Here is a 23,161-nt window from a genome sequence, read left to right on the forward strand (position 1 = left end):
ATCAATTTTATGCAAATAATTCCAGTGGCAAGCGGCAAAGGCGGTGTCGGAAAAAGCCTTCTCTCCGCGAATTTAGCAATCGCTCTCGGTCAGGCAGGCAAAAAAGTTGTTCTAGCGGATTTGGATTTGGGAGCATCGAACCTTCATCTTGTTATCGGGCACAATTCCACCAAAAAAGGAATCGGCACATTTCTTACGGGCGAGTCAAAATTTGAAGAAATCATCACGCCCACAGATTACCAGAATGTCAGTTTCATTGCCGGCGACTCAGAAATTCCCGGCCTCAGTGCGCTCAAAGTAGCGCAAAAAAATGCACTCATCAAAAAATTCCACAGCGTTGATGCGGATTATCTTATAGTCGATTTGGGAGCAGGAACCCATCTTACAATCCTGGACTTGTTTCTCACTTCACCACAAGGAATTATCGTCACGGCTCCAACTGTCACGGCGACTCTCAACGGCTATCTTTTCCTTAAAAACGCTGTTTTCCGACTCATGGCGGCCACTTTCAAGAAAAACTCAAAGGCTGCCGAATTCATCAACAAGCTGCGCAACGATTCGGCATCGCTCCAAAAGCTCTACATTCCAAAGCTGATTGAAAAAATCACTGAAATCGATCCTGAAAGCGGCGAAAAGTTCAAAAAACGGCTTTCACAGTTCCGGCCACGGCTGATTATGAACATGATTGACGAGCCAAAGGATGCCGACAAAGCACAGAAAATCCGTCGCTCATGCCAGCAGTATCTCGGCCTTGAAGTCGAGTCTCTTGGCGTAATGTACCGCGACTCAATGCAGGACAAGGCTCTTTCTTCAAGCCTTCCTGTCACCGTGTACAAGCCAAATTCCGTGCTCGCACAGGCAATTTTCCGCATCGCCGAAAAAATCATGCAGACAGAATCTCTGACCTTCGATGAAAGTTTTGAGCAGGCAACAGAAGAGGCCACCGATGACTACTCAGCAAAAATGTCTTATGTCGAGGATTTGGTCGGAAGCGGGGCTTTGAATGTCGGTGAGCTTGCCGAAATGATTAAAACTCAGCAATACGAAATCACTCAGCTCAAAAACGAAAACATCATGCTAAAATCAAGGCTCGTAAAGGCCGCAAAACAAGGATTTAAACTATGATTCTTCCATTATATGTCAATTATCCGTCTTGGATTCACCCGGAAATTTTCCCAGGCGTGCCAGTTCTCGGTCTTTTGCGATGGTACGGCTTAATGTACATTTTCGCGTTCGGAACAGCTTTCCTTGTCCTCAAAAAATTGCTCCACGAAGGCGCATTGGACTCAAAAAATGCTGACGGAACTTTGCGAAAGGCGACAGAAGACGATATTTTCAGCTTCATCGCGACAGGAATCGTCTTTTTGCTGATTGGTGCACGAGTTTTCTCAACTCTGGTCTACGACACTTCCGGGGTTTACATCAAAAAACCGTGGCTCATTTTCTGGCCTTTCCAGAACGGCCGCTTCACAGGCTTGGCTGGCATGAGCTACCACGGAGGATTCATCGGCGGCTTAATCGGAATGATTTTCTGGTGCTGGAAGAACAAAGTTCCGTTCTTCAAATGGGCTGATGCAATGGTAACGGCAATTCCGCTCGGCTACACTTTCGGCCGAATCGGCAACTTCATGAACGGCGAGCTTTACGGCAGAATCACAACCGCACCATGGGGAATCATTTTCCCGCACGCAGAAAAATTCTCCGCATCAAAGGAATGGGTTCAGGCTTTCATGTCAAAAATCGGCATGGAAGCAAGCACAAATCTCGTGAACTTGCCGCGCCATCCAAGCCAGCTTTACGAGGCTCTTTTTGAAGGTTTGATTCTTTTCTCAATCATCTGGATTTTGCACAAGAAAAAGCCTTTCGACGGATTCTCAGGCGCGCTTTACACTGGCGGCTACGGCATCTTCCGTTTTTTCATCGAATATTTCCGGGAGCCGGACGCTGACATCGGTTACAGAATTTCCGCAGAGACAAACGCACCGCTCTACATGAACACAAGCCTGTTGAACATCTCAACAGGGCAAATTCTGTGCTTTCTCATGATTTTGGGTGGAGTCGCAGTCGCAGTCACAGGCTGGCTGCTCAAAAAGAAGTCACTTAAATCTTAATCCCGCCAAAATCATTTTCCGTGGATGCGAATTCTATGTTTCTGAACGAATCTGCATCCGCGGTCATAATTATTCCGTCAGCATTAACTTTCTTTTGAATTGTCGGAAAGAATTCCTTTAGCTCAAAGACCTTTTCAAATCCTAGCTTTTCATAAATCTTCAGCGCAACCTGCCATTCTGAATCAACAAGAATCACGACTTTTTTGATTTCGCTCATCGCCGAGCAGAGGGCAGCCACTGAGTTGGCAAAGAATTTTTCGCCTAAGCCCTTTCCACGATAATCTTTTAAAAGCGCGAAAGAAGATATATATAGAAAAGAACCGTTTGTTTTGTGCGTAAGAAGCGGATTGTGACCGAGCGCAAATCGTTTTTCGATTCTTTTGAGAGCAGATTTTTGCTCTTTTTCGGAAAGAGCCGGAAAACTCTCGAACTCAGGCAGGGAATCCCATTTTTCAGCACAGAGATAGCCGCACACGAGGGCGGTCTTGTTTTTCAGGACAACTTCATCACTACAATCAGCGAGTGCCAGAAATCCCTGAGGAAACACCTTGAGCCGCTTTTCAAACACGCGTTTTTTTTCCTGAATGGCGGGAATGAAAGACTGCCGCTCAATGTTCATAATCTGAAATATATCAAATGGTTGTGCAGGACAAATAATCATAATCTGATTATATCAAAGGGGGCGTTACGGGGGCTAGCCCCCGTAGAGAGGGTAGCGGAAAAGCTTTGCTTTGGAGCGAGGGGGAGACTTTCCCCTTTTTTTGCAAAAAAAATGAAAAAAAATTAAAATTTCGCTTAAGTAAATTTTTCAAACTCCGAAATTATAACTGTAGGGCACAAACTCCAATGGGTGGGCGCCAAACAAAAAAAGGCAACAGGTTTCTGAACGAAGACCTGTCGTTAAAAACCAGATAGTGATATAAGGAGATAAACTATGGTTATTAATCACAACATGAGTGCAATGTTTGCACAGCGTTCAACAGGTCTCACAGAGCTGAGCAACACTAAAAACATGGAGAAACTTTCATCTGGTATGAAAATCAACCGTGCTGGTGATGACGCTTCTGGACTTGCTGTTTCTGAGAAAATGAGAGCTCAGATTCGTGGTATGAACAAAGCTTCTGAGAATGCTCAGAACGCTATTTCATTCATCCAGACAACTGAAGGCTACCTCCAGGAAACAACTGACATCGTTCAGCGCATCCGTGAGCTTGCTGTTCAGTCTTCAAACGGTATCTACACAGACGAAGACCGAATGCAGATTCAGGTTGAGGTTTCAGCTCTTATCGCTGAGGTTGACCGCATCGCTTCACAGGCTCAGTTCAACGGCATGAACCTCTTGACTGGCCGCTTCGCTCGCTCAACAGGCGAGAACTCAGTTACAGCTTCTATGTGGTTCCATGTTGGTGCAAACATGGATCAGCGCATCCAGGCTTTCATTGGTACAATGACAGCTGGTGCTCTCGGCTTGCGCAATGTTGGAAACGAGCAGATTATGTCTCTCGAAGATCCAGATTCAGCTAACCGCGCAATCGGAACTTTGGACGAAGCACTCAAAAAGATTAACAAACAGCGCGCAGACCTCGGTGCTTACCAGAACCGTCTCGAGAAGACAGTAGTTGGTCTCGACATCGGTGCTGAGAACCTCCAGGCTTCTGAGTCACGCATCCGTGATACAAACATGGCTAAAGAAATGGTAGACTTCACAAAGAACCAGGTCCTCCAGCAGGCAGGAACAGCTATGATTGCTCAGGCAAACCAGCAGTCACAGTCTGTATTGAGCTTGCTCCGCTAAGCCAAATAGCTGCATAAACAGCAAAGCCGCTCTTGCTTTAAGAGCGGCATTTTTGTTTAAAAAAGAAAATGGGCGTTACCGCTTCGCGGTCGGGCTTTTCGGGGTTGTCATTCGCTTCGCGAACAGCTTCGCTGCCCCTACAATCCCTAACGCAAAAAGTCTTTTTGGTGGTCAATACTGGGCTCGAACCAGTGACTTCCGCCGTGTGAAGGCGACACTCTACCGCTGAGTTAATTGACCACCAAAAAGACTTACGAAAATTTATTCTATTGAAGAAACCCCATAGAGTCAAGAATTATTGAGCTGGCTACCGTCGCGGCTGTTTCCGTGCGGAGAATGCGCGTTCCCATCGAGCAGAGCGTAAATCCAGCTTTTTCAAGCAAATCTCTCTCCCGCTCAGTCCATCCGCGCTCCGAGCCAATCGCCGCAACAACAGAATGAGCCGATTCGTGAGCCAAAAAATCATGCAAAGAGCAAGTCGCCCGCCGGTTATCCAGGACAATCTTGGAAGAATTGCTCATTGCTAATTGCTCATTGCTAATTATTACTTCGTCCAGCGATTTTGCCACTTCAAGGACAGGAACATGCGTGCTTGCAGCCTGAGCAGTGCCGTCCAGAAGCATCTGATACGCGCTACCATCGCTCACAACATTTGAATCGAGGTAAGATTTTTCGGTCAAATCCGTACCGCAGAGGATTACTTTTTGCGCACCAAGCCCCGCAACATCACGCAAAAGCCTTCGCAGCTGAATCGGGCGCGGAAATCCGATAATCAGCGTGAGGGGATAAAGCTTTTTACCGGCTGATTTTGGCTCAAAATCAAAGAAAATCTCGCCATCATCAGAAATTTTTGTGATTGTCGCGACACCTGCAGCCCCGCCGATAATTCCGGCATCAAAAGAATCACCGGCATTTTTGTGCAGCACTTTGACGATATGTTTTGCGCGCTCATCGTTCTTTGGGAGAGATTTTTTAATTTCTTCTGTAGTAAAAAGACAAATATTCATAACAAACACCCTAGAATTGACAGAAATATCCAAAAAAGTTCACATTTTATTACAAAAAACACTTGCTTTTTCTCGGAATTGTATTATACTGTATTCAGACAGATTAAGTAAGCATTCATAAATTTTAAACAAAATGTTTCATCAATAAGTCAGTCAAAAAGTGACCGGTGCATTTTATGTGCCGCTTGATAGGAGCGTTTTGTATATGAAGAGAGTTTTTTCTGTTTTCGTTGCGGTTCTTTCTTTAACCGCTTGTCAGTTCATCAATGAAGAAGAGGAAGCAACGCCTCGGTCTTCAAGCCAATCAGTCGTCACCCACAATCTTGTTCCATCCAAATCAGTTTCTTTTGAGGTCTCAGCCAAAAGCAATGTTTTTGTCGTTCAGGCTGACGCTGCTAATGTCACGCTCTCAGGAAACCTTGCTGGAAAAACAATCTACTACGCAACAGTAAATTCTGGCTCAAAGGCCATCTCAAACGAATATGTCCGCTATGTCGCAGAAAATTCTACACGCTCTGCAAGTGCCGGAAAAGTCAAAGTCTTTGAAAGCGACACAAAAAATGAGCAAAATCATGCAGCCCATCACCACGACGACTTCAATCCTGTTTTTGATGAAGATTCTTCACGAGCCGTTGCAGGCGTAACTTTTGACACAGAAAAAATCGACAATCAGGTTGGAGTGACTTCAAAAAATTTCTATGTTGCAGCAGCAAAAGGCTCTTTTCAGCACAAACCTGCCACGCTCTATGCTTCTGACAGTATCTGCAATGTCTGGATTCTCAACGATGACACAGGAATTCCTGAAAACGAACGCATGGAAGTTGCAAGGATTTACGCAGAAAAATTCTCTTCAATTTACCAGAAAATCCGTGCAGTTTTCGGCGAAGAGTCAGATTTAATCTATGTAAGCACAAACGGTGCTCTCGCTCCAATGGAAAATGCCTGCGCCACTGGCAAAAAAGTCAACATCATCGTTTATGATTTGTACGGCGACCAGAATGATGGCGAAACTATCGGTCTTTACTCAAGCATCGACTATTTCAAGAACGGCCTTGCTTTCCGAAACACAACCATAACCCGCTCAAACGAAGGAAAATATTTCTACATCGACTCATACTTCGCAAGGGATTGTTTTGAATACACGCTTTCGACACTTGCTCATGAATTCCAGCACATGATTAATTACTCAATGAAAGTCATGAAAGGCCTCGATTGTGACACAAATCTCAACGAAATGCTTTCAATGCTCTGCGAAGACATGATTCAGTCCGAGCTTAACATTCCTGACAGTTATTCTCCGAAAAACAGGATGTTCAAATTCCTTTCAAACTACTATGATGCAGGAATCCGCGAATACAATGACACTCTCCAGTCTTATGCGAACGCTTATGCTTTCGGAGCATGGCTCGTGCGAAATTTTGGCGGAAACGCTCTCATCAGGGAAATGATGCACAATATAAAATCAAACAATGACTGCATCGTTTCAGCAGTAAACACTATTAATGGAACAAATTATTCTTTTGAATCTCTTTTCGCGCTGTTCGTCAAGGCTTGCTTTGATTATGAAGATACACCGAGAGTCTTTGAGAACAATATGGTTGGAAATCTTGCGGCTTCTTACGGAATGTACCTCAAAACTTACGCTGTCGCTGACGGAAATTCTGTAAAACTGGATTTTACCTCTATCTCAGGACAGACAAATTCCGGCCTTATAACATATATTTATGTGAAATAATTTTGTTTAAATAATCCCCACCATGCGTTATAATAGAAAAAAGGGAGCTAATTATGAAAAAGTCAACTTTCAAATTTATTTCGGTTTTCATGCTTTCGGCACTTGCCTTTGCCGGCTGCAAGCTTAACAATGATGATGACGACGGTTATTCAATTTTTAAAAGCAAAAGCGGCGAGTTGGTCACGGCTTCTGGCACAGATACTCAAACATACAGAGCTTCCACTTCGCCAAATATTATTCCAGTAAGCAATACCACCGCGACTTTGACCATCAACGGGCTTTCAACCGGGCAGAAAATCTGGATGACTAAAACAAACCCGACAAGCAAAGCCACAGAATACACAAGATATATTGAATCGGCCAGCAGCATAAGCCTTGCTACAGGAAATGTTTCTTCTGGTACTTCTGATGGCGGCGGCATTATCGACTGGATTACAGGTATTCTCACAGGGAACGGAAACGAAGAATCTCCTATTCCATGTCTGACAACGCAGCTTAACGCAAATCTTGCATTGGAACTTAGTGAATCTTCAGCGCGCTCGGCATTTGCCCTTTCTGAGCCATTACAATCTGTTACGCAAATAAATCCTGTTGTCAATTCAACTACAAAGCAAATTTATGTTGATACAAATTCAGCGATGACAAGCTATGCAAAAAAAACTGCTACTCTCCGTGCAAAGGGCACATACTGCTATGTTTGGGTAGTTAACGAATATTATGGATCAGTAACAGATAAAGGACAAACAATTAATTCAACAATCGCACAAAGTATTGCCGATACTTTCGATGAAATCTACCCGATGGTTCGCACAGTTTTTGGAAATGAATCCGACAAAATCATTTATCAAGATTCAACTGGCAATTTAAAAATTGCTCCCGATGGAATGTCCAGGTACAGCGACACAGGTACAAAGGTCAACATCGTTGTTTATGACATAGGAAATGATTACAGCACAAAACAAAGTGGCGGCACGGTCGGATATTTTTACTCAAAAGATTATTATGTACAAAACGAAACTTATACTGATGTTAGAGCGAAGTCAAATACAGGCAAATATTTCTATATTGATGCTTACTATGCGGCAAACAAGACCGAAATGGTCTACTCTACCCTCGCACATGAATTCCAGCACATGGTTGATTTCGGCGTAAAAACCGTAGAAACTAACGGAAACAAAATTTCTTCCGCATGGTACAACGAAATGAAATCAATGCTCTGCGAAGACATCATGAAGAATTATTTTGAAACAAAATTTTCAGGAAAGTTTAGTGATGAAGACAGTCCTTTCGCCCGGCTTCCGATGTTCTGCCGCCATTACTACGATAACGGCCTTGAATACAAAAACGGCTCACCAGATGTTTATTACTCTTATGCGAACAATTACGCTTTCGGAGCATGGGCAGCACGAAATTACGGCGGAGTTTCTTTCATCAATAAAATAGCTAAAAATCCTTATGTTGATGTTGACTCCCTTACAGCTGCCTCTGGTGAAAATATTGAAACCATGCTCAAAAAATTCAGCGCTGCCTGTATAATCAACAAAGAAAACTATGGATTCAATAAATCACCTGTATCCACAATCACTTACTCAGAAGGCTCAAATCCATACAGTTACCCGCTGGATAAAGTCAATCTCTGGGAGCTGGATGCCGTTTTACCGACAACTCATGCCCAGCATTACGCTCAAGCTAAAACCGAAATTTCAAAATATTATTCTTTCAAAGGCCCTGTTTACTTCGGCTACAACGATAAACAAACATTGAGACCTTACGGCATTGCTCTCGCAAAAGTCGGCACGACACAGGGGCCAACCATCACAATCAATTTCAACACAAACAATATCGATGATGCCCAGAGAACTTACATCATCATTGAATAGGAGCAAAAATGAAGAAATCTACATTCGCAATCGCAGTTCTTTCTATAATATCAGCGGGACTTTTGTTCACTTCTATGGCATCAAACAAATTGACTTCTGTAAAGGGACAAATCAACTATTACGGAAATGCTCCTGTAGAAACGCCGGCCTTCAAAACCGATGACGGGAAAATTTATCTCATGGAAATCGACAAAGCTTCCAAGCTCACGCTCGATGAAGTCCTTTCTCATCAGGGAAGTCACCTTGAGCTTACGGGGGAAATCGAGCCGGAAGAATCAGAACTTGCTTTTCCAATCTCGCAGGACGGCACGATTGTAATCAGCTCCTACAAGATTACAAAGTAATTTTCCTGATATTATTAATAGAATCATTGCTAAACTTTTCATATTTCATTAAAATAACCTTCATTAAAATTATGGAGGCACATAATGAAAATGGTAAAAAGTATCGCGGCTCTTTCTGTCGCAGCTTTGGCTTTAATCGGCTGTAACTCAAAAAATGCAGCTATCAAACTCGGCTCAATCGGCCCTCTCTCTGGACCATACGCTGTTTATGGCGGCGACTGCAAAAATGGTATCGAACTTGCAGTAAATGAAATCAACGCTGCAGGCGGAATCAACGGTCAGCAGATTGAGCTTATCGCAGAAGATGACGAAGGTGCTGCAGAAAAATCAGTTTCTGCTTACAAAAAACTCGTCACAAAAGACGGCGTTAAATTGATTGTCGGCTCACTCACATCTGGTTGTGCAATCGCTATCAGCCCACTCGCTCAGGCTCAGAAAGTCGTTCAGATTGCTCCTGCAGCAACAGCTCCAAAACTCACAGAAGCAGGCAATTTCGTATTCCGTGCTTGCTACGACGATCCTTTCCAGGGTACAGTCGGCGGAAAATTCGCTGCAACTGATTTGGGTGCAAAAACAGCAGCCGTTCTTTACGACATTTCAAATGACTACTCAGTTGGTCTTACTGACAATTTCAAGGCATCTTTCGAGGCAAACGGTGGCAAAATCATCTCTCTCGAAACTTACTCAACTGGCGACAAAGATTTCAACGCTCAGCTCACAAAAATCAAGAATGCAAACCCAGATGTAGTTTATCTCCCGGATTACTACTCAACAGTCGCTCTCATCGTTAAACAGCTCCGCGCACAGGGAATCAACACACCAATCGTAGGTGCTGACGGATGGGACGGTCTCACAGAGAACGCAGGTGATGAAGTTCTCAATGGTTTCTACTCAAACCACTATGCAGCTGACTCAACAGAGCCAAAAGTTCAGAACTTCGTAACAAACTACAAGGCAAAATACAGCCTCACACCAACTTCATTCGCAGCTTTGGGCTATGACTCAGTTTACATGCTCAAAGACGCAATCCTTAAAGCTGGCAAAGTTGACAGCGAAGCAGTTCGCGCAGCTCTCGAAGCAACAAACGGCGACTATGTTACAGGCCACCTCACATTCAACGAAAAGCACAACCCAGTTAAGGGCGCAGTAATCGTTGAACTTGTAAAAGGCAGCGACGGAAAACTCACAACAGTTTACAAAACAACTGTTAATCCGTAATTTTCTTAAACAGGTTTAATATCGCCCGCAAGTTTGAAGTGCACCCCTAAAGTTGGACAAATAAAGTTCAATTTTAGGAGGTGCATTTTTTTTGCATCACAAAAAGGGTAATTGAAAAGGTCGGCAAATAACCTTTATAATAGAAGAAATGCGAAAATTGAAAATTGTTTATGCTGGCTCTCCGCTGGCTTCAAGTATTGTTCTAAAAGGTCTCATCTCCGCACAGACAGATTGTGGTTTTGAAATTGCAGGCGTTCTTACAAATCCGCCATCTACCCGCGGGCGACATTCTGATTTGATTCCTACGGAAGTTGCGGCTACAGCCCATGAAAATAACATTCCAGTTTTTGAATTTGACCATCTTGTGGCAGAAGCTCGTGAGGCAATTTCTCCGCTTGGAGCAGATTTGCTCGTTTCTTTTGACTACGGCCGCATTTTCGGGCCAAAATTTCTGGCTCTTTTCCCGCTCGGCGGAATCAACCTTCATCCGTCGGCTCTTCCAAAATACCGCGGATGCACGCCTGTTCCAGCAGCACTTCTCAACGGTGACAAAACTCTGGGCGTAACGGTTCAAAAACTTGCCTTGCAAACAGACGAGGGCGACATCCTTGCGCAGACAGAAATTCCGCTTGACGGCACGGAAACAACGCTTTCTTTAATGGACGGCGACGGCACTTCAAGCAAAATCACGGAAGCAGGTCTCAAACTCCTCAAAAAAGTCATCAAAGAGGCGGCAAATTCTGATTCAGAATTAATCGGCAAAAAACAATCCAGTGAAACAAGCTACATGCCTTTCCTCAAAAAAGAAGACGGAATCATCGACTGGAACAAATCGGCTTCTCAAATTGACTGCCAGATTCGCGCATACACTCCGTATCCATTGTGCTTCACTTCATACAACGGCGTAAAAGTCACGATTTTGAAGGCGCATCCTTCTGATTCAAAAACTTCTGAAAAACCGGGCACAGTCCTTCCTTATCAAAAATCAGTTGGAATCGAAATTGCCTGCGGTGACGGCTCAATTCTCGTTGCGACAGAACTCCAGCAGGAGAAAAAAAAGGCAATGGATTACAAATCTTTCATAAATGGTGCTAGAAATTTTGTCGGTTCTATATTAGGATTAGACACACAGAAAACGGAATAAAAGATGAGTAAACTTTCTGAAAAATTAATTAATTGCGGTCGTGATACACTTTCGTCCCTCAACCAGAACAAAAAAACTTTCTTTTTGGTAGTGGTTCTCGCGCTTATTTTCATGTTTGCAGTCTGCTGGATTACATTTTTTGCAACTGTTCGCGGGCCTGAGCAGGTCATGGTTCCGAATGTCGAGGACAAAGAGCTTACAACTGCCCTGCTCGAATTGCAGTCAAAGGAGCTTTACCCAAAAATTCAGCTCAAATACACTGACAATCCAGATGATGCAGGCAAAATCCTCAATCAAAATCCTGAAAGCGGCTCAATCGTCAAGGCCGGCCGCAGGATCAACCTCACTGTCAGCCGCGGTACAATTCTTGATCATGTAGAAAATTACATCGGTCAGAACTACGATGATGTCAAAATAAACCTCCAGACAATGTTCACAGGTTCAACTAGACCATTAATCGTTCTTGCTGAGCCAAGCTACAAATCAGACCAGAGTGCGGCAGGCACAATTCTTGCACAGGATCCGCCAGAAGGCACAATCATTTCAAATCCTGTTACTGTCAAACTTATTGTCAGCAAAGGCGCAGAATACGAAAACACAAGAGTTCCAAATATCGTTGGTTATGATTTCAAAAAATTGATTTCTACACTCGCAACTTCACGAATCGTATATGATTTTACAGCTCATATTGCAGAAGGTTCAGAAAAAGCAGGAACCGTAACAAAGCAGGCTGAGCAGGAAAATCAGTTCGTTCCAAATTATACCCGAATTTCTGCAGAGGTCGCACTCCCTAAAAAGCAGGATGATGACGGAATCATGGGACTTTTCACAGCCCAGCTTCCAAACTATCCGTATGCTGTTGAAATGACACTTGAAGCTTCTAAAAACGGAGTAAAACAGAGCTTAGTCACATTGAGGCATAAAGGCGGCAATGTAACAATCCCATATATCGCAGAAAAAGACAGCGAGCTTCTTCTTTCAATAGCAGGAAGAGTTGCCGCAAGACAGACGGTGGAGTAATCCGATGATACTGAATCTAATCAATTTTGCTGGTAGTTTGTGTTTTTTGCTCTATGGCATGAAGCTTATGAGCGATGGAATCCAGAAAAGCGCGGGTCAGAAATTGCAGGCGGCCCTCGCCTTTATGACCGGCAATCGATTCGTCGGACTTTTGACAGGCTGTATTTTAACGATGATTATTCAGTCATCGGGGGCAACAACCGTCATGCTTGTCAGCTTCGTAAATGCGGGCCTTGTTTCTGTAGTTCAGGGTATCGGCGTAATTTTTGGAGCAAACATCGGCACTACGGTAACGGGATGGATTGTAGCTCTCGGTTCCAGTTTTGAAATCAAAGATTATGCGATTCCAATTTTCGGACTCGGTTATCTTCTCTATATATTAAAAAGATTTAAATCAAAAGAAGGCTTTTGGCTCGCAATCATGGGCTTCGGTCTTCTCTTCTTTGGCTTAGGTGGCCTTTCAGACTTCTTCGCAGTTCCACAAGTTAAAAGTTTTGTAATCAACTTCATCGGCATCGTAAACAACTTTGGCTTCATAAGCTACGCAATCGGCCTTTTAATCGGCATTTTCCTTACGGCACTTATTCATTCTTCTTCGGCAATGTCGGCTATCGTAATCGGTATGGCTGCGGCAATGTCAAAAGAAGGAAACGCAAGCATTGAAGAACTCAATGAATTCTGGCGTTTTGGTGCAATAATGATTATCGGAAGTTCCGTCGGCTCAACAGTCGATGCAATTTTGGCGGCAATCGGTGCAAATGCAAACGCAAAACGCACGGCCGCGGTTCATGTTCTTTTCAATGTCGCAACGGTAATCATTGTCCTTCTTGTTTTCAAACCTTTCATGGCATTTGTCGAGCTTGTTTCTCCAGGCCACAACATCGTATTCAGAATCGCAATGCTCAACACCGTGTTTAAGGTAATGGGAACGCTGATTTTCATTCCTTTTGTAAACCAGATTGCAAAATTCGTCGGAATTCTTATCAAAGATGACAAAGCTAATGAAGAAAATGTTTACAAAATTGAATTCAACGAGCGCATGGCAATCGAATCGCCTGAAGGCTGCGTATTCCGTGCTCAAAATGAAGTAAAACTCTTTTCTGATAAAGTCGCGCAGATGTTCGATGAATTGCAGGAAGGTCTTTCAAACTTCAACTCAGAGTTCGTAACTGGCGGCTACGAAAGGATTTGTCTAGCCGAAGATTATTGTGACCAGATGAACGAACAGCTTACGCAGTATCTTGTCCGCTGTACGCACTTGCATTTGTCTGATGAGGCAAAAGATAACGCCGCACTGATGATGCAGCTTATTGCTGAAATGGAAGCTATGGCCGACGGTTGTTTGAACATCGCTTACCAGCTCAAAAAAGCAATCGAAAAAGAAATGACTTTCAATCAGGAAGATTTCGACAGGCTTCTTCCATATTTTGAGCTTGCCCGCCAGCTCATGTACTTCATTTACAAAAATGTCGCAAAAATCCAGCGGCTTACCCCAGAGCAGTTCCAGTTTGCGAGCGAGCTTGAGCAGCAGATTGATGACGAGCGAAAAGCCCTCAAAAAAATCGCCCGAAGCAGACTTGAAACCGGTGGTGATGTCCGCTCCGAGCTTTTGTACATGGATATTATCCGCCAAATCGAAAAAATCGGTGACCGTTGCTTTGACGCGGCTGGAGATTTGAGATAAAAAAAATTCCCGCACGGATGCGGGGAAAAAGCAGAGAGAGAAATTTGCCTGCAAATTTCTCGTACGAATCCAAAATTACAAGGATGTAATTTTGGTTCGAATGTTTCGACGCAGCAGGTGATTTGAGATAAGAATTAAACAAAAGCCCCCGCATGGAGGCGGGGTGATAAGCAAAGAGAGAAAATTCTGTTTGCCGCAAGGTGAACAGAATTTTCTCGTAGGTTTAATAAATCCAGGAGGGATTTATTAAACCTTAAATTGATCAACCTGTGTGCCAATCTGAATGATTGAATCTTTAACCTTGTCAGAGATTGTGTTCAGCGTGGCACCAGTTTCGTTGATTTTCCTTGCAACGACCGCAAAGCCCTTTCCTGCCTCACCTGCGTGTGCAGCCTCAATTGCCGCGTTCATAGCAAGAAGATTTGTCTGGCTCGCGATTGATGCGATTGCGACATTTGCTTCCTGGAGCATCTGTGACTGATTTTCAATTTCTTTTACGCGCTCATTTACAACCTTCTGCTTGCCGAAACCTGCCTGAGAGTTTGCCCGAAGCTCACCAAATGATGTCGCCATTTTGTCCATCGAAGCATTTACGGACTTTTACGCTACAACCGGGAAGAGCCAGATGTTTTTTGGACAATCGGCATGGATACGGACAGACAGGCTTATTCAATGGATGTGCCATTTTCAGTTGTAACGCACATAGACCTCATAATTGAAAACAGTGTCTCGGAATGGTACAACTCGGCTTTACCACAGCATCAGAGTTTTGGTCTTTCTGAAAACTACACTGAAATAATTCTTTCAGACTTTTACGAAGATAAACTGGAAGAAAAACTAAAAGAAGTTCATCAGTCCGCTATCGAAAAGGAATTAGAACATGAAAAATAAGCCTTTTTCAGTTCTTGCAACAATATTCTTTGTTTTCTTATGTTTTTGTGTGTCGTGCAAGCACTCATCTGACAATGATTCTTATGAGGTTACTGCTGATCCAAATGAACTTTCCGTGGCGGTATTTGCCCCTATCAGTTCAGACAAAATGACAACAGAACGATTTCAGCGCACGGCGGACTGGTTTTTAGCAGAACTTGCGGCCGCAAAAAACATTTCATCGGCTTCCGTTTCACTCAAACTCAATTGGTACGACGAGAATGAAAATCTTGGGACAACAGCCGCTTCCCTCGTTTCTGACACTAGAACTCGCGCAATAATCGGCCCAATCGGTGCAGAAAATGTCCAAACTGTAGCCCAAGCCTGCCTTGAGTCATACAAGCCTCTTATAGTTCCATCAGTTTCATCAGAAAGCATCGTCCGAAGCTATTCAGTACGAAAAACACATCTGATACCGACAGTTCTCAGACAGGAACTGAAGCTCTAAGTCTTACTGATGCGCTGGATGAATTGTTTAATAACAACCCAGGGTACATTGTCTGTGCGGTTGCAAATACAAAAGATGTGGAAACAATTCTAAGCACATATAAGGCTAAAGGTTCCGATGATCTTCTGTTTTTTACAGGGAGCGCATACTCAGAGGCATTATTTTCGGATGATATTCCAGAATACAATTATGAAGGATTTGCCCTTACCTCAAATCCTGCCACCGGCTTCGATGCGGCCTATCGTGCAAGATTCAACTCCGTACCGATGCTTGCCGAACCAAAGTTTTATGATTCACTTCTTTTGGTTACACTTGCCGCAGAATACTGTATTCAGCATAAAATGCCTTTTTCAAACGATAACATAAACAATGCTTTAAAGATTCTTACGACTGGTGCTTCACAAGAGGTAACGGCATGGGATGCGAGCGGCTTGGCACAGATTTTTTCTGCCCTGAGCAAATTCCTGTTTGCGATATTTGCCCCAAGGTGTTATAATTGACAAAAGACAAATGCTCAGATTTTGGAGAAGATTATGTACGAAAGTGGCGAAGATTACCTCGAAGCAATTTTGAGATTACAGCAGGAAAATGGATTTGTCCGCTCAGTTGATGTTGCAAATAAACTCGCAGTTTCCCGACCAAGCGTAAGCCGGGCAATGAGCGTTCTTGAAAGAGACGGTTTTGTTGAATTCGGCATGGGAAACATGCTCAAACTCACAGAAAAAGGCAGGGAAAAAGCCGAGGATATTTTTAACCGTCATAAATTACTCACAGTCTTTTTGCAGAAAATCACAGGCCTGCCAGAAGATCAGTGCGAAGAAAATGCCTGCCGGGTTGAGCATCAGGTTGATGCCGATGTCGTTGCCGGCATCCAGAAATGGGTTGACGAGAACAAATAAGACGCCCTCAGCAAGCAAATTTCTATTTAAATCTTATGTAATTTACCGCTGAATCCGCCGCGATTTTTCCAAATATGCAGAAATCTGCGACAGCATTTCCGCCGAGCCGTTCCGCGCCATGAATTCCGCCTGTTACCTCACCGGCCGCATAAAGCCCCGGAATCGGATTGCCAGCTTTGTTTATCACCTGCGCCTCTGTATTGATTTTTAAGCCGCCCATCGTGTGATGGATTGCAGGCTCTATTTCAATTGCATAGAACGGAGCATTTTCAATCTTCCGCTCCATGCTGCTTGGATTCCGCCCAAATTCATCATCTCTTTTCAGCTCTACACTTTGATTATAGTTCTGAACAGTCTGTTCAAGGGCTTGCGGGTCAATTTTTGCTTTTTCCGCAAGTTCCTTTATGGAAGGAGCTTCTATCATCCAGCTGAATTTTGCGTAAGAGTCAATCACTTTGAGGGAATCACGAATTCCCTGATCAAAAATCAGGAAAGCAGATTTTTCTTTTCCGCGAAGAACTGCCCCTGAAACTATGTTGCGGGTTTCAATTTCATTGATGAACCGAGTGCCGTTTTTATAAACCAAAATCGCACCGTTTCCGCGAACCGCCTCCGAAATCATGAATCCGCTTCCTTTTACGACAGTCGGGTGAATCTGTATCTGCTCCATGTGAACGAGAGCCGCATCAAATTTTTCGACCATCGCAAAAGCATCGCCTGTCGAACCAGGATTGTTTGTCGTGGCAAAACCTGCAAGTGCCGGCTGATAAAATTCAATCAATTTAGGATTTGCACCGAATCCACCGGTCGTAATGATTACAGACTTTGCCATAATCTTGTATTCTTTGTCCTTGTAGCGGACTTTTACTCCGGCAGCCCTGCCGCCCTTGCTGATAATGTCTACAACCCTGTTGTTGAAACGGATTTCCGCGCCTTGTTTAAGAGCCGCCTTGTGCAAGAGAGGAATAAGATGCGCACCGATTGCACCGCCACCTTTCGGCCTATGAATCCGCTTGTTTGTCGCACCGCCGAACATACCGACATCACTTAAATCCGCTCCAATCATAGGAGACTGAAGCCATTCAACCATTCTGGCAGATTCATCGACAAGCTTGTGAACAAGAGCCGTATTATTAAGATACTGACCGCCCCGCATCGTATCGTTGAAAAACACATCCTTTGAATCCCTTATGCCAAGCCGTTCCTGCTCTTTTGTGTAAGAGGCATTGATTCCGCCTGTAGAATTATTCGAATTACCGCCGGCGACACCCTGCTTTTCAAGAACTATTACCCCGGCACCTTTGCTTGCAGCCTCTGTAGCCGCCACAAGCCCCGCTCCTCCGGCACCGATAATCACAATGTCACATTCTGTGTCGTGATAGCTGACATCGGAAGCCTCAAGCCCCTGAGCCGCCGCAACCGCCGCATCTAGTGCATCGAGCAGGCCGTTTGTTGTAATCGTAGCCCCACTGAGCGTATCGAGCTGGGATGTGGTTCCATCCGTCAGGAATTTTTGTAGGATCTCATTTTTTGCCTCTTCCGCAATTTCAGGCGTTTCTTTGTCATTCAAGACTTTCGCAGCGACAATTTTTCCATTTGTAACAGTTATTTCGACCTCAATATTTCCATTTCTTCCAACCCCGCTTCCAATAAAAGTTCCGTCATTGAGATTTCTTAGGTTTCTTGCGCAAGATGTTATTCCACCAAGCAATAAAATCAACGGAACTATAAAAAACACCTTTTTTAATTTCATTCACGCCCCCCAATAAAACTCCGCGCTAACGACATTGCACGGATGCAACGGATTCTATTCATCTATTTCAATTACATCCTCAAGGACATAAGCAAATGCCGGTGCAGACGAATTGCTGTTCTCCTTGAATTCTTTTCGTAAATCATAAATGTCATCTTCATCATAAGGATTTACGCCTATGTAATTGCCTACAAAAACACTCTGCTTACCTTTTTTGAATGCCTGTATTGTTTTTTCAACAATTTCTTCCGAGCCTTTTGCCGCGATGATTGAATTGACTTCAAGCATCTGAACCCAGCCCAAATCAAAGCCTGCTCCAATATCAGTTCCGTGGACATGCCCCTTGATAAAGCCTTCGATTGATTTTTTTGTGAGAATTGCATCGATAGCTCCGAGAATGTACGGAGTCCAGTTGATTCGAGTGCTGACAAGGGAAGTCATAGGCGCGACATCAACCATACTCTGATTGTAACCGACATGGAAAACGCCTTTTTCAAACGATTCTTCACATGCAACAGCTGGTCCGATTGTATCTGAATGCTGCCCGATAATTTTACACCCCTCATCAATCAGTTGCTTCGCACAGAATTTTTCTTCGGAAAAACTGCTCCATGTGAAAGTGTATGTTACCTTCATCTTCGCGCTGGGAACAATTGAAAGAACGCCCATCAGAAAAGCCGTGTAGCCGGAAATTACTTCGGGGTAAGGATAAGCCCCGACATAGCCGATTTTTGCCTCATCCTCGGTGATGATTTTTTTATCTATCATTTCCCTGAGCTTTAGCCCGGCAACTATCCCGGAAACGAAACGCCCCTGATAAATTTCGCCCATAAATGTGTGGTAATTTTTTATGATTGGAGCCGAATTTGCATTGTCACCGCAAGCCTGGCAGAAATGAACTTTAGGATATTTTTGCGCAATCTGTTTTGTGATAATCGCATGAGAATAACTTGTCGTAAAAATCAGCGAGCAGCCTTCCTTTATAACTTCTTCAAGATTTTCATCAAGCTTGTCTGGAGTTACATTTGTACGCACAAAAACCTTAATTCTGTCGCCATACCTTTCCTCAACCGCATGTTGACTTCGGATAAAATTGCTTGTATACGGAATGCTTTCATCGCCATCGTAGATAAATCCGATTTTTACAACATCACTCTTCGCCCCTGTCGGATTAAAGATATAATGATTGAGAGCAAACGCGATTAAAAAAACAAGTGCCGTGAGTGCCGTTATAACTGTCTCTCGTTTCATTCGCCAGCTCCTTTTTCTTCATGCTCTTTAGACTTTTTGTAAAGTTCATCAACATTTATCCTGCCCTTTTCGATAAGTCCAAGCATGATGTCGGCGATTTTCGGGTCAAATTGAGTGCCGCTGCATCGTTTTAACTCAGCGAGAACATAATCAAAATCAAGCTGCTTTCGGTAAACACGGTTCGCTGTCATAGCATCGAATGCGTCCGCAACGCCAATAATTCTTCCATATAAAGGAATCGCATCGCCCTTCAAGCCCTGCGGGTAGCCGGTTCCGTCATACTTTTCGTGATGATACAAAGTTCCTTCGTGGACATGCTCGACCATCGTAAAATCTTTGAGAATTTGTGCGCCGCGCGTTACATGCGACTTCATGATTGCGTATTCTTCATCATCGAGTTTGGCCGGCTTGTTAAGGATTCTGTCTGGGATTCCGATTTTGCCGATATCGTGAAGAAGGGCTGCCTTACGGATATTTTCACATTCTGATTCGCTGAATCCAAGTTCATGCGCAATCATCACCGAATATTCAGAAACTCGCATTGAATGTTGACTTGTGTTCTCGTCCTTTGCATCGACCGCCTTAGCAATAGCAAGAATCGTCTCGTTGCCAAGCCGTGCCTGCTCCTTTGCAAGCTCCACCTGCTTCTTCTGGAATTCGATTCGGTGCTGGAACTGACTTCTGAGACCAAGCCAGGTAAACAATGAAACGGCCAGAGTTCCAATCAAAAACATGTAGACTTTGAAGAAAGCATGGTCATAAATTTCTTTTTCTTTTATGAGCTTGTAGCTGCTCTGCTCGATAATTTTCTGATCTTTGTCAAAAACTGCGATGTGGAAAGTGTAGTTCCCGGAAGGAAGATTTGTGTAAGTCACCGTTGAAAGCTGCCGCTGGGAAATTATGATTTCACTCGGATCAAATCCTTCAAGATAATAGCTTACGGTCGGATCAAGGACAGTGTAATTGACGACTTCCGGGAAAATCTCGATTTTGCTAGTGTTTCTGCTGATTATAAGTGGCTCACTCCGCTCGATTTGGAAAGAAATGCCGTCAAGCTTGACCTGAGATACCATCATGTGATAAGAAAGGTCCCCGAAAATGTAATTGTTCATGTCAACGACATAAACGCCTGTTCCGCACGAAATATAAAGCCTGTCATTTTCGTCACAGTAATTCCACGCATTTGCCGTAATATTTGAATTCAAGCCACTTTTTGCATCAAGAAGGTCGTAAGGCATATTTTCGGCGTTGTCAAAAAGTGCCTGATTACTCACGACATGGATTCCCGCGCTTCCAAGCACAAAAAGATTGCCGTCCTTGCCCGCAATTATGTCGTAATTGTTGAAATAAGGAAAATTCTTGAGAGAGCGGATGTTAAAAGCGTCATCCATGTAAGAAAGGCCGTTGCTCGAAACAATGTAAACACCGTTGCCTTGCGGATCCCGGACAGTACGCAAAATTACATCACTGGAAAGACCGTCATTCAAAGTTAGCATTTTTAAGATTTCGCCATCTTTGATTACCGCAAGACCGTCGCCGTCTGTGCCCGCAAGCAAAATGCCGTTTTTCATCTGCATGAGGCTCAAAGTCTGCGCATTGTTCTGTGCATGGCTGTAAGTGACCTGCTGAACAACTTTTTTGTCACGGATATAGGCAAGTCCTTTTACACTTGCGGCAACAATCGTTCCGTCATCAAGCTCCAGCGCAACCCTCATTCTGTTGCCGACATTGCTGTTCTTCGCATCGTAGACAGTCATCGCTCCGTTCGGGCTGACTTCAACAAGGCCTTTTCCGTAAGTACAAACCCAAAGATTGCCCTTTGAATCTGTGAGCAGGCAGCGGATTCGAGTGCCGCCAAAATATTCTCTAATCGAATTTTGAACGCTTTTTCCGTCTTTTATTACATCAAGGCCTTTATCTGTTCCGACATAAAGCGCATCGTTCCATTTTGTGACAGAATTCACGACTTTTGGAGTCATGCCAAGGGAGCCGTAAAGATTTGTGAACGAGGATGATGAAATCCTGAGCAGACCTTGCCTTGAAGAAGTGAACCAGTAATTTCCCTGATAATCGATTGTCATGCTGTCAATCGAGCTGTTGAACGGCCCGGTCTCAATCATATTGAAAGCAGAGTCGTCGTTAAAATAGCCGATTCCGTTGTCCGCACAGACAAAAGTTCGCCCCTCGCTGAAATAGATTTTGTTGATGTAGTTGAGCGAACCGCAGGAGATTTTTCCAAGCAAATCCGACTCCCATTCGCCAATCTGATAACGGTAAATGTGATTCTTTGATGTTCCGACATAAAGGATTCCGTGCTCATCAAAAGAACAGCTCTTGAAAATTTCCTTGTCTTCGCTGAGTGAGACCGAATATCTGACTTCGCTTTCGTTGAGTATGAAAAGTTCGCCGCTTGAAGTGATTGCCGCCACAAAGCCGTTGTCGTCCGCGCTCAAATCAACCGTAAATCCGACATCTTTTATAATATTGCAAATCCGAAGTCCGCTGTTAAGCTCCAGAACAAGGATTCCGATTGAAGTTCCGACATAGTAATATCCGTCCGCCCCTTTTACGATTGCCCGCACCGAATTTGAAGGAAGTCCGTCATCGCCATCAAGAGTGGAAATTATCTTGCCGTTTATGCAGATTGAAACTCCATTGTCGTTGGTTCCAATCCACAAACGCCCCTCTTCATCAACATAAAGGCAGTTGGCGTTTCTTACGGAATCAAAATCTTTCATCCATTTAAATTCGCTTCCATTATAACGGTAAAGCCCCGCATAAGTTCCAATCCAAAGAATGCCGTCAGGAGTCTGGGCAATGTCGTTCGCCTCGCCGCATGGAAGGCCGTTGTCGCTGGAATAAATTGTCTGAACATAAGAAGTTAAATTCTGATTTTTAAACTTAGGCTGAGACTCCGCATTCTGACTTGAAAATGCAAAAAACAGCGTCGCAAAAAGAATCGGTGCGCATTTTATTGGATTTGATGAAGCCGATTTTGACTGAGCGCGTTTTTGCCAGATTTTTGATTTTACGATAATGACGAGCTGCAAAAATTTCTTGCGGTTCTTCCAAATTTTTATTCCTATATAAGGCAAGAATACGGCAATCACCTTGTCCAAAAAGTCGATGTAAAACTGACCGATTACCGAGCAGAGGAACCTAGGCATTCCCTGCTCTTCAAGATATCGGATTACGCCGTCGCCCCAAAGATTGAAAGTCATTCCATCCGCAAAAATCCAGCTGATTGCAACAGAAATTGCGACCGAAAAACCAGTTACGATAAGGCTTGCCGAAACAGTGCCATAAAGAGTCTCGAACCATTTTCGCCGGGCAGCAATTCCTACGACCACAGCAATCGCAACGCTCGTAAAGGCATACATGTATGAAAACGACGGAAAATCACTGCCGATGAGATTCATTGTTACGCCGACGATGGAGCCACAGACCGGCCCGAAGATATATGCGGAAATCACCGTTCCAAAGGAATCAAGCCAAAGAGGAAGTGAAAAATATCGTGCAAAATAGCTGCCAGAAAGGTTGAGGAAGATACAAAAAGCTGTAAAAAGAGCAATCTTCAGGTCTTTTTTCGATAGCATATCATATTATTGTAAGGTTAAATTCAGACTTTGGCAAATTTATTCCACTTGAAAAAATCCCTCGAATTTGTTTTAATAGAGGCAATTTGGGAATCATTTGCAAATTATGACTTATAACACCGAACAGCGCACTTCATTGCTTTCATTTTTGACTGAAAATCCAGACAAAACTTTTTCTGCAAAAGAAATTGCGGCGGCTCTTGAGGGCAAAAACATCAGCAAAAGCTCCGTCTACCGCAATCTGGCCGAGCTTGAAGCCGAGCAAAAAATCAAGCGGGTCACAAAGACGGGCAGCAAGGAATCCTTCTACCAGTTTTTCGACAATTCCGAGTGCAAGAATCACATT

Annotated in this window: 20 protein-coding genes, 1 tRNA gene and 1 pseudogene; 15 read left to right on the plus strand and 7 right to left on the minus strand. The window is 43.8% G+C overall.

The genetic code is table 11. The annotated features are described in order from the left end of the window. Positions 1–9 precede the first annotated feature (9 nt). Positions 10–1,125, plus strand: a complete 1,116-nt coding sequence (locus IJJ71_RS06605; protein WP_296846038.1) for a P-loop NTPase — start codon at positions 10–12, stop codon at positions 1,123–1,125. Further along, on the plus strand, positions 1,122–2,111 hold the full coding sequence (gene lgt, locus IJJ71_RS06610) for a prolipoprotein diacylglyceryl transferase (RefSeq protein WP_296846039.1): 990 nt from the start codon (positions 1,122–1,124) through the stop codon (positions 2,109–2,111). Before IJJ71_RS06605 ends, lgt begins: the two co-directional genes overlap by 4 nt. On the opposite strand, the gene IJJ71_RS06615 is transcribed toward lgt, so the two are convergent. Further along, the gene (locus IJJ71_RS06615) at positions 2,101–2,772 is read right to left on the minus strand and encodes a GNAT family N-acetyltransferase (RefSeq protein ID WP_296846040.1); all 672 of its coding nucleotides are present in this window, start codon (positions 2,770–2,772) and stop codon (positions 2,101–2,103) included. The two genes, lgt and IJJ71_RS06615, sit on opposite strands and share 11 nt — an antisense overlap. 273 nt (positions 2,773–3,045) lie before the next feature. Between IJJ71_RS06615 and IJJ71_RS06620 the strand changes: the two genes are divergently transcribed. After that, positions 3,046–3,906, plus strand: coding sequence for a flagellin N-terminal helical domain-containing protein (locus IJJ71_RS06620; protein ID WP_296846041.1), 861 nt, complete (start codon positions 3,046–3,048; stop codon positions 3,904–3,906). A gap of 165 nt (positions 3,907–4,071) precedes the next feature. Here IJJ71_RS06620 and IJJ71_RS06625 read toward each other — a convergent pair. Both IJJ71_RS06625 and IJJ71_RS06630 read right to left on the minus strand, forming a co-directional pair. After that, positions 4,072–4,146, minus strand: a tRNA-Val gene (locus tag IJJ71_RS06625). 26 nt (positions 4,147–4,172) lie between these two features. After that, positions 4,173–4,913, minus strand: coding sequence for a 16S rRNA (uracil(1498)-N(3))-methyltransferase (locus tag IJJ71_RS06630; protein WP_296846042.1), 741 nt, complete (start codon positions 4,911–4,913; stop codon positions 4,173–4,175). A gap of 205 nt (positions 4,914–5,118) precedes the next feature. Here IJJ71_RS06630 and IJJ71_RS06635 point away from each other — a divergent pair, with 205 nt between their 5' ends. The 7 genes from IJJ71_RS06635 to IJJ71_RS06665 all read left to right on the plus strand — a co-directional run bounded on the left by IJJ71_RS06635 (position 5,119) and on the right by IJJ71_RS06665 (position 13,938). Next, positions 5,119–6,648, plus strand: a complete 1,530-nt coding sequence (locus tag IJJ71_RS06635; RefSeq protein ID WP_296846043.1) for a M30 family metallopeptidase — start codon at positions 5,119–5,121, stop codon at positions 6,646–6,648. 53 nt (positions 6,649–6,701) lie between these two features. After that, the gene (locus IJJ71_RS06640) at positions 6,702–8,528 is read left to right on the plus strand and encodes a M30 family metallopeptidase (RefSeq protein WP_296846044.1); all 1,827 of its coding nucleotides are present in this window, start codon (positions 6,702–6,704) and stop codon (positions 8,526–8,528) included. Positions 8,529–8,536: 8 nt separating this feature from the next. Continuing rightward, positions 8,537–8,872: a hypothetical protein gene (locus IJJ71_RS06645; RefSeq protein WP_296846045.1), complete on the plus strand. Its 336-nt coding sequence runs from the start codon at positions 8,537–8,539 to the stop codon at positions 8,870–8,872. Positions 8,873–8,956: 84 nt separating this feature from the next. Beyond that, complete coding sequence (locus tag IJJ71_RS06650; protein WP_296846046.1) at positions 8,957–10,090, plus strand: ABC transporter substrate-binding protein; 1,134 nt, start codon at positions 8,957–8,959, stop codon at positions 10,088–10,090. A 148-nt stretch (positions 10,091–10,238) separates the two neighbouring features. Beyond that, positions 10,239–11,234, plus strand: a complete 996-nt coding sequence (fmt, locus tag IJJ71_RS06655) for a methionyl-tRNA formyltransferase (protein WP_296846047.1) — start codon at positions 10,239–10,241, stop codon at positions 11,232–11,234. 3 nt (positions 11,235–11,237) lie between these two features. Next, positions 11,238–12,254, plus strand: a complete 1,017-nt coding sequence (locus IJJ71_RS06660) for a PASTA domain-containing protein (protein ID WP_296846048.1) — start codon at positions 11,238–11,240, stop codon at positions 12,252–12,254. A gap of 4 nt (positions 12,255–12,258) precedes the next feature. Beyond that, complete coding sequence (locus IJJ71_RS06665; protein WP_296846049.1) at positions 12,259–13,938, plus strand: Na/Pi cotransporter family protein; 1,680 nt, start codon at positions 12,259–12,261, stop codon at positions 13,936–13,938. A 285-nt stretch (positions 13,939–14,223) separates the two neighbouring features. On the opposite strand, the pseudogene IJJ71_RS06670 reads toward IJJ71_RS06665, so the two are convergent. Next, positions 14,224–14,535: pseudogene (locus IJJ71_RS06670) on the minus strand (methyl-accepting chemotaxis protein); the annotation flags it as partial. 48 nt (positions 14,536–14,583) lie between these two features. Here IJJ71_RS06670 and IJJ71_RS06675 point away from each other — a divergent pair. From IJJ71_RS06675 to IJJ71_RS06690, 4 genes are all read left to right on the plus strand, one after another. After that, positions 14,584–14,829 (plus strand): hypothetical protein, encoded by a 246-nt coding sequence (locus IJJ71_RS06675; protein WP_296846050.1) that lies wholly within the window; start codon positions 14,584–14,586, stop codon positions 14,827–14,829. Beyond that, positions 14,819–15,316, plus strand: a complete 498-nt coding sequence (locus IJJ71_RS06680; protein ID WP_296846051.1) for a hypothetical protein — start codon at positions 14,819–14,821, stop codon at positions 15,314–15,316. The genes IJJ71_RS06675 and IJJ71_RS06680 overlap by 11 nt, the downstream gene beginning before the upstream one ends. A gap of 77 nt (positions 15,317–15,393) precedes the next feature. Next, positions 15,394–15,816, plus strand: coding sequence for a hypothetical protein (locus IJJ71_RS06685; protein WP_296846052.1), 423 nt, complete (start codon positions 15,394–15,396; stop codon positions 15,814–15,816). 33 nt (positions 15,817–15,849) lie between these two features. Continuing rightward, a complete protein-coding gene (locus IJJ71_RS06690; protein ID WP_296846053.1) occupies positions 15,850–16,215 on the plus strand; it encodes a metal-dependent transcriptional regulator in 366 nt (121 codons plus the stop codon). A gap of 22 nt (positions 16,216–16,237) precedes the next feature. Here IJJ71_RS06690 and IJJ71_RS06695 read toward each other — a convergent pair whose 3' ends face one another. The 3 genes from IJJ71_RS06695 to IJJ71_RS06705 are packed head-to-tail and all read right to left on the minus strand — an operon-like array spanning position 16,238 to position 22,815. Then, a complete protein-coding gene (locus IJJ71_RS06695; RefSeq protein WP_296846054.1) occupies positions 16,238–17,968 on the minus strand; it encodes a flavocytochrome c in 1,731 nt (576 codons plus the stop codon). A gap of 54 nt (positions 17,969–18,022) precedes the next feature. Beyond that, on the minus strand, positions 18,023–19,219 hold the full coding sequence (locus IJJ71_RS06700) for a BMP family ABC transporter substrate-binding protein (protein ID WP_296846055.1): 1,197 nt from the start codon (positions 19,217–19,219) through the stop codon (positions 18,023–18,025). Continuing rightward, positions 19,216–22,815: an HD domain-containing phosphohydrolase gene (locus IJJ71_RS06705; protein WP_296846056.1), complete on the minus strand. Its 3,600-nt coding sequence runs from the start codon at positions 22,813–22,815 to the stop codon at positions 19,216–19,218. Before IJJ71_RS06705 ends, IJJ71_RS06700 begins: the two co-directional genes overlap by 4 nt. A gap of 106 nt (positions 22,816–22,921) precedes the next feature. Here IJJ71_RS06705 and IJJ71_RS06710 point away from each other — a divergent pair. Beyond that, positions 22,922–23,161 (plus strand): transcriptional repressor (locus tag IJJ71_RS06710; protein WP_296846057.1); only part of this gene is annotated, 240 nt, incomplete at its 3' end.

It is taken from the genome of Treponema sp. (assembly GCF_017430385.1).
GTDB lineage: Bacteria > Spirochaetota > Spirochaetia > Treponematales > Treponemataceae > Treponema_D.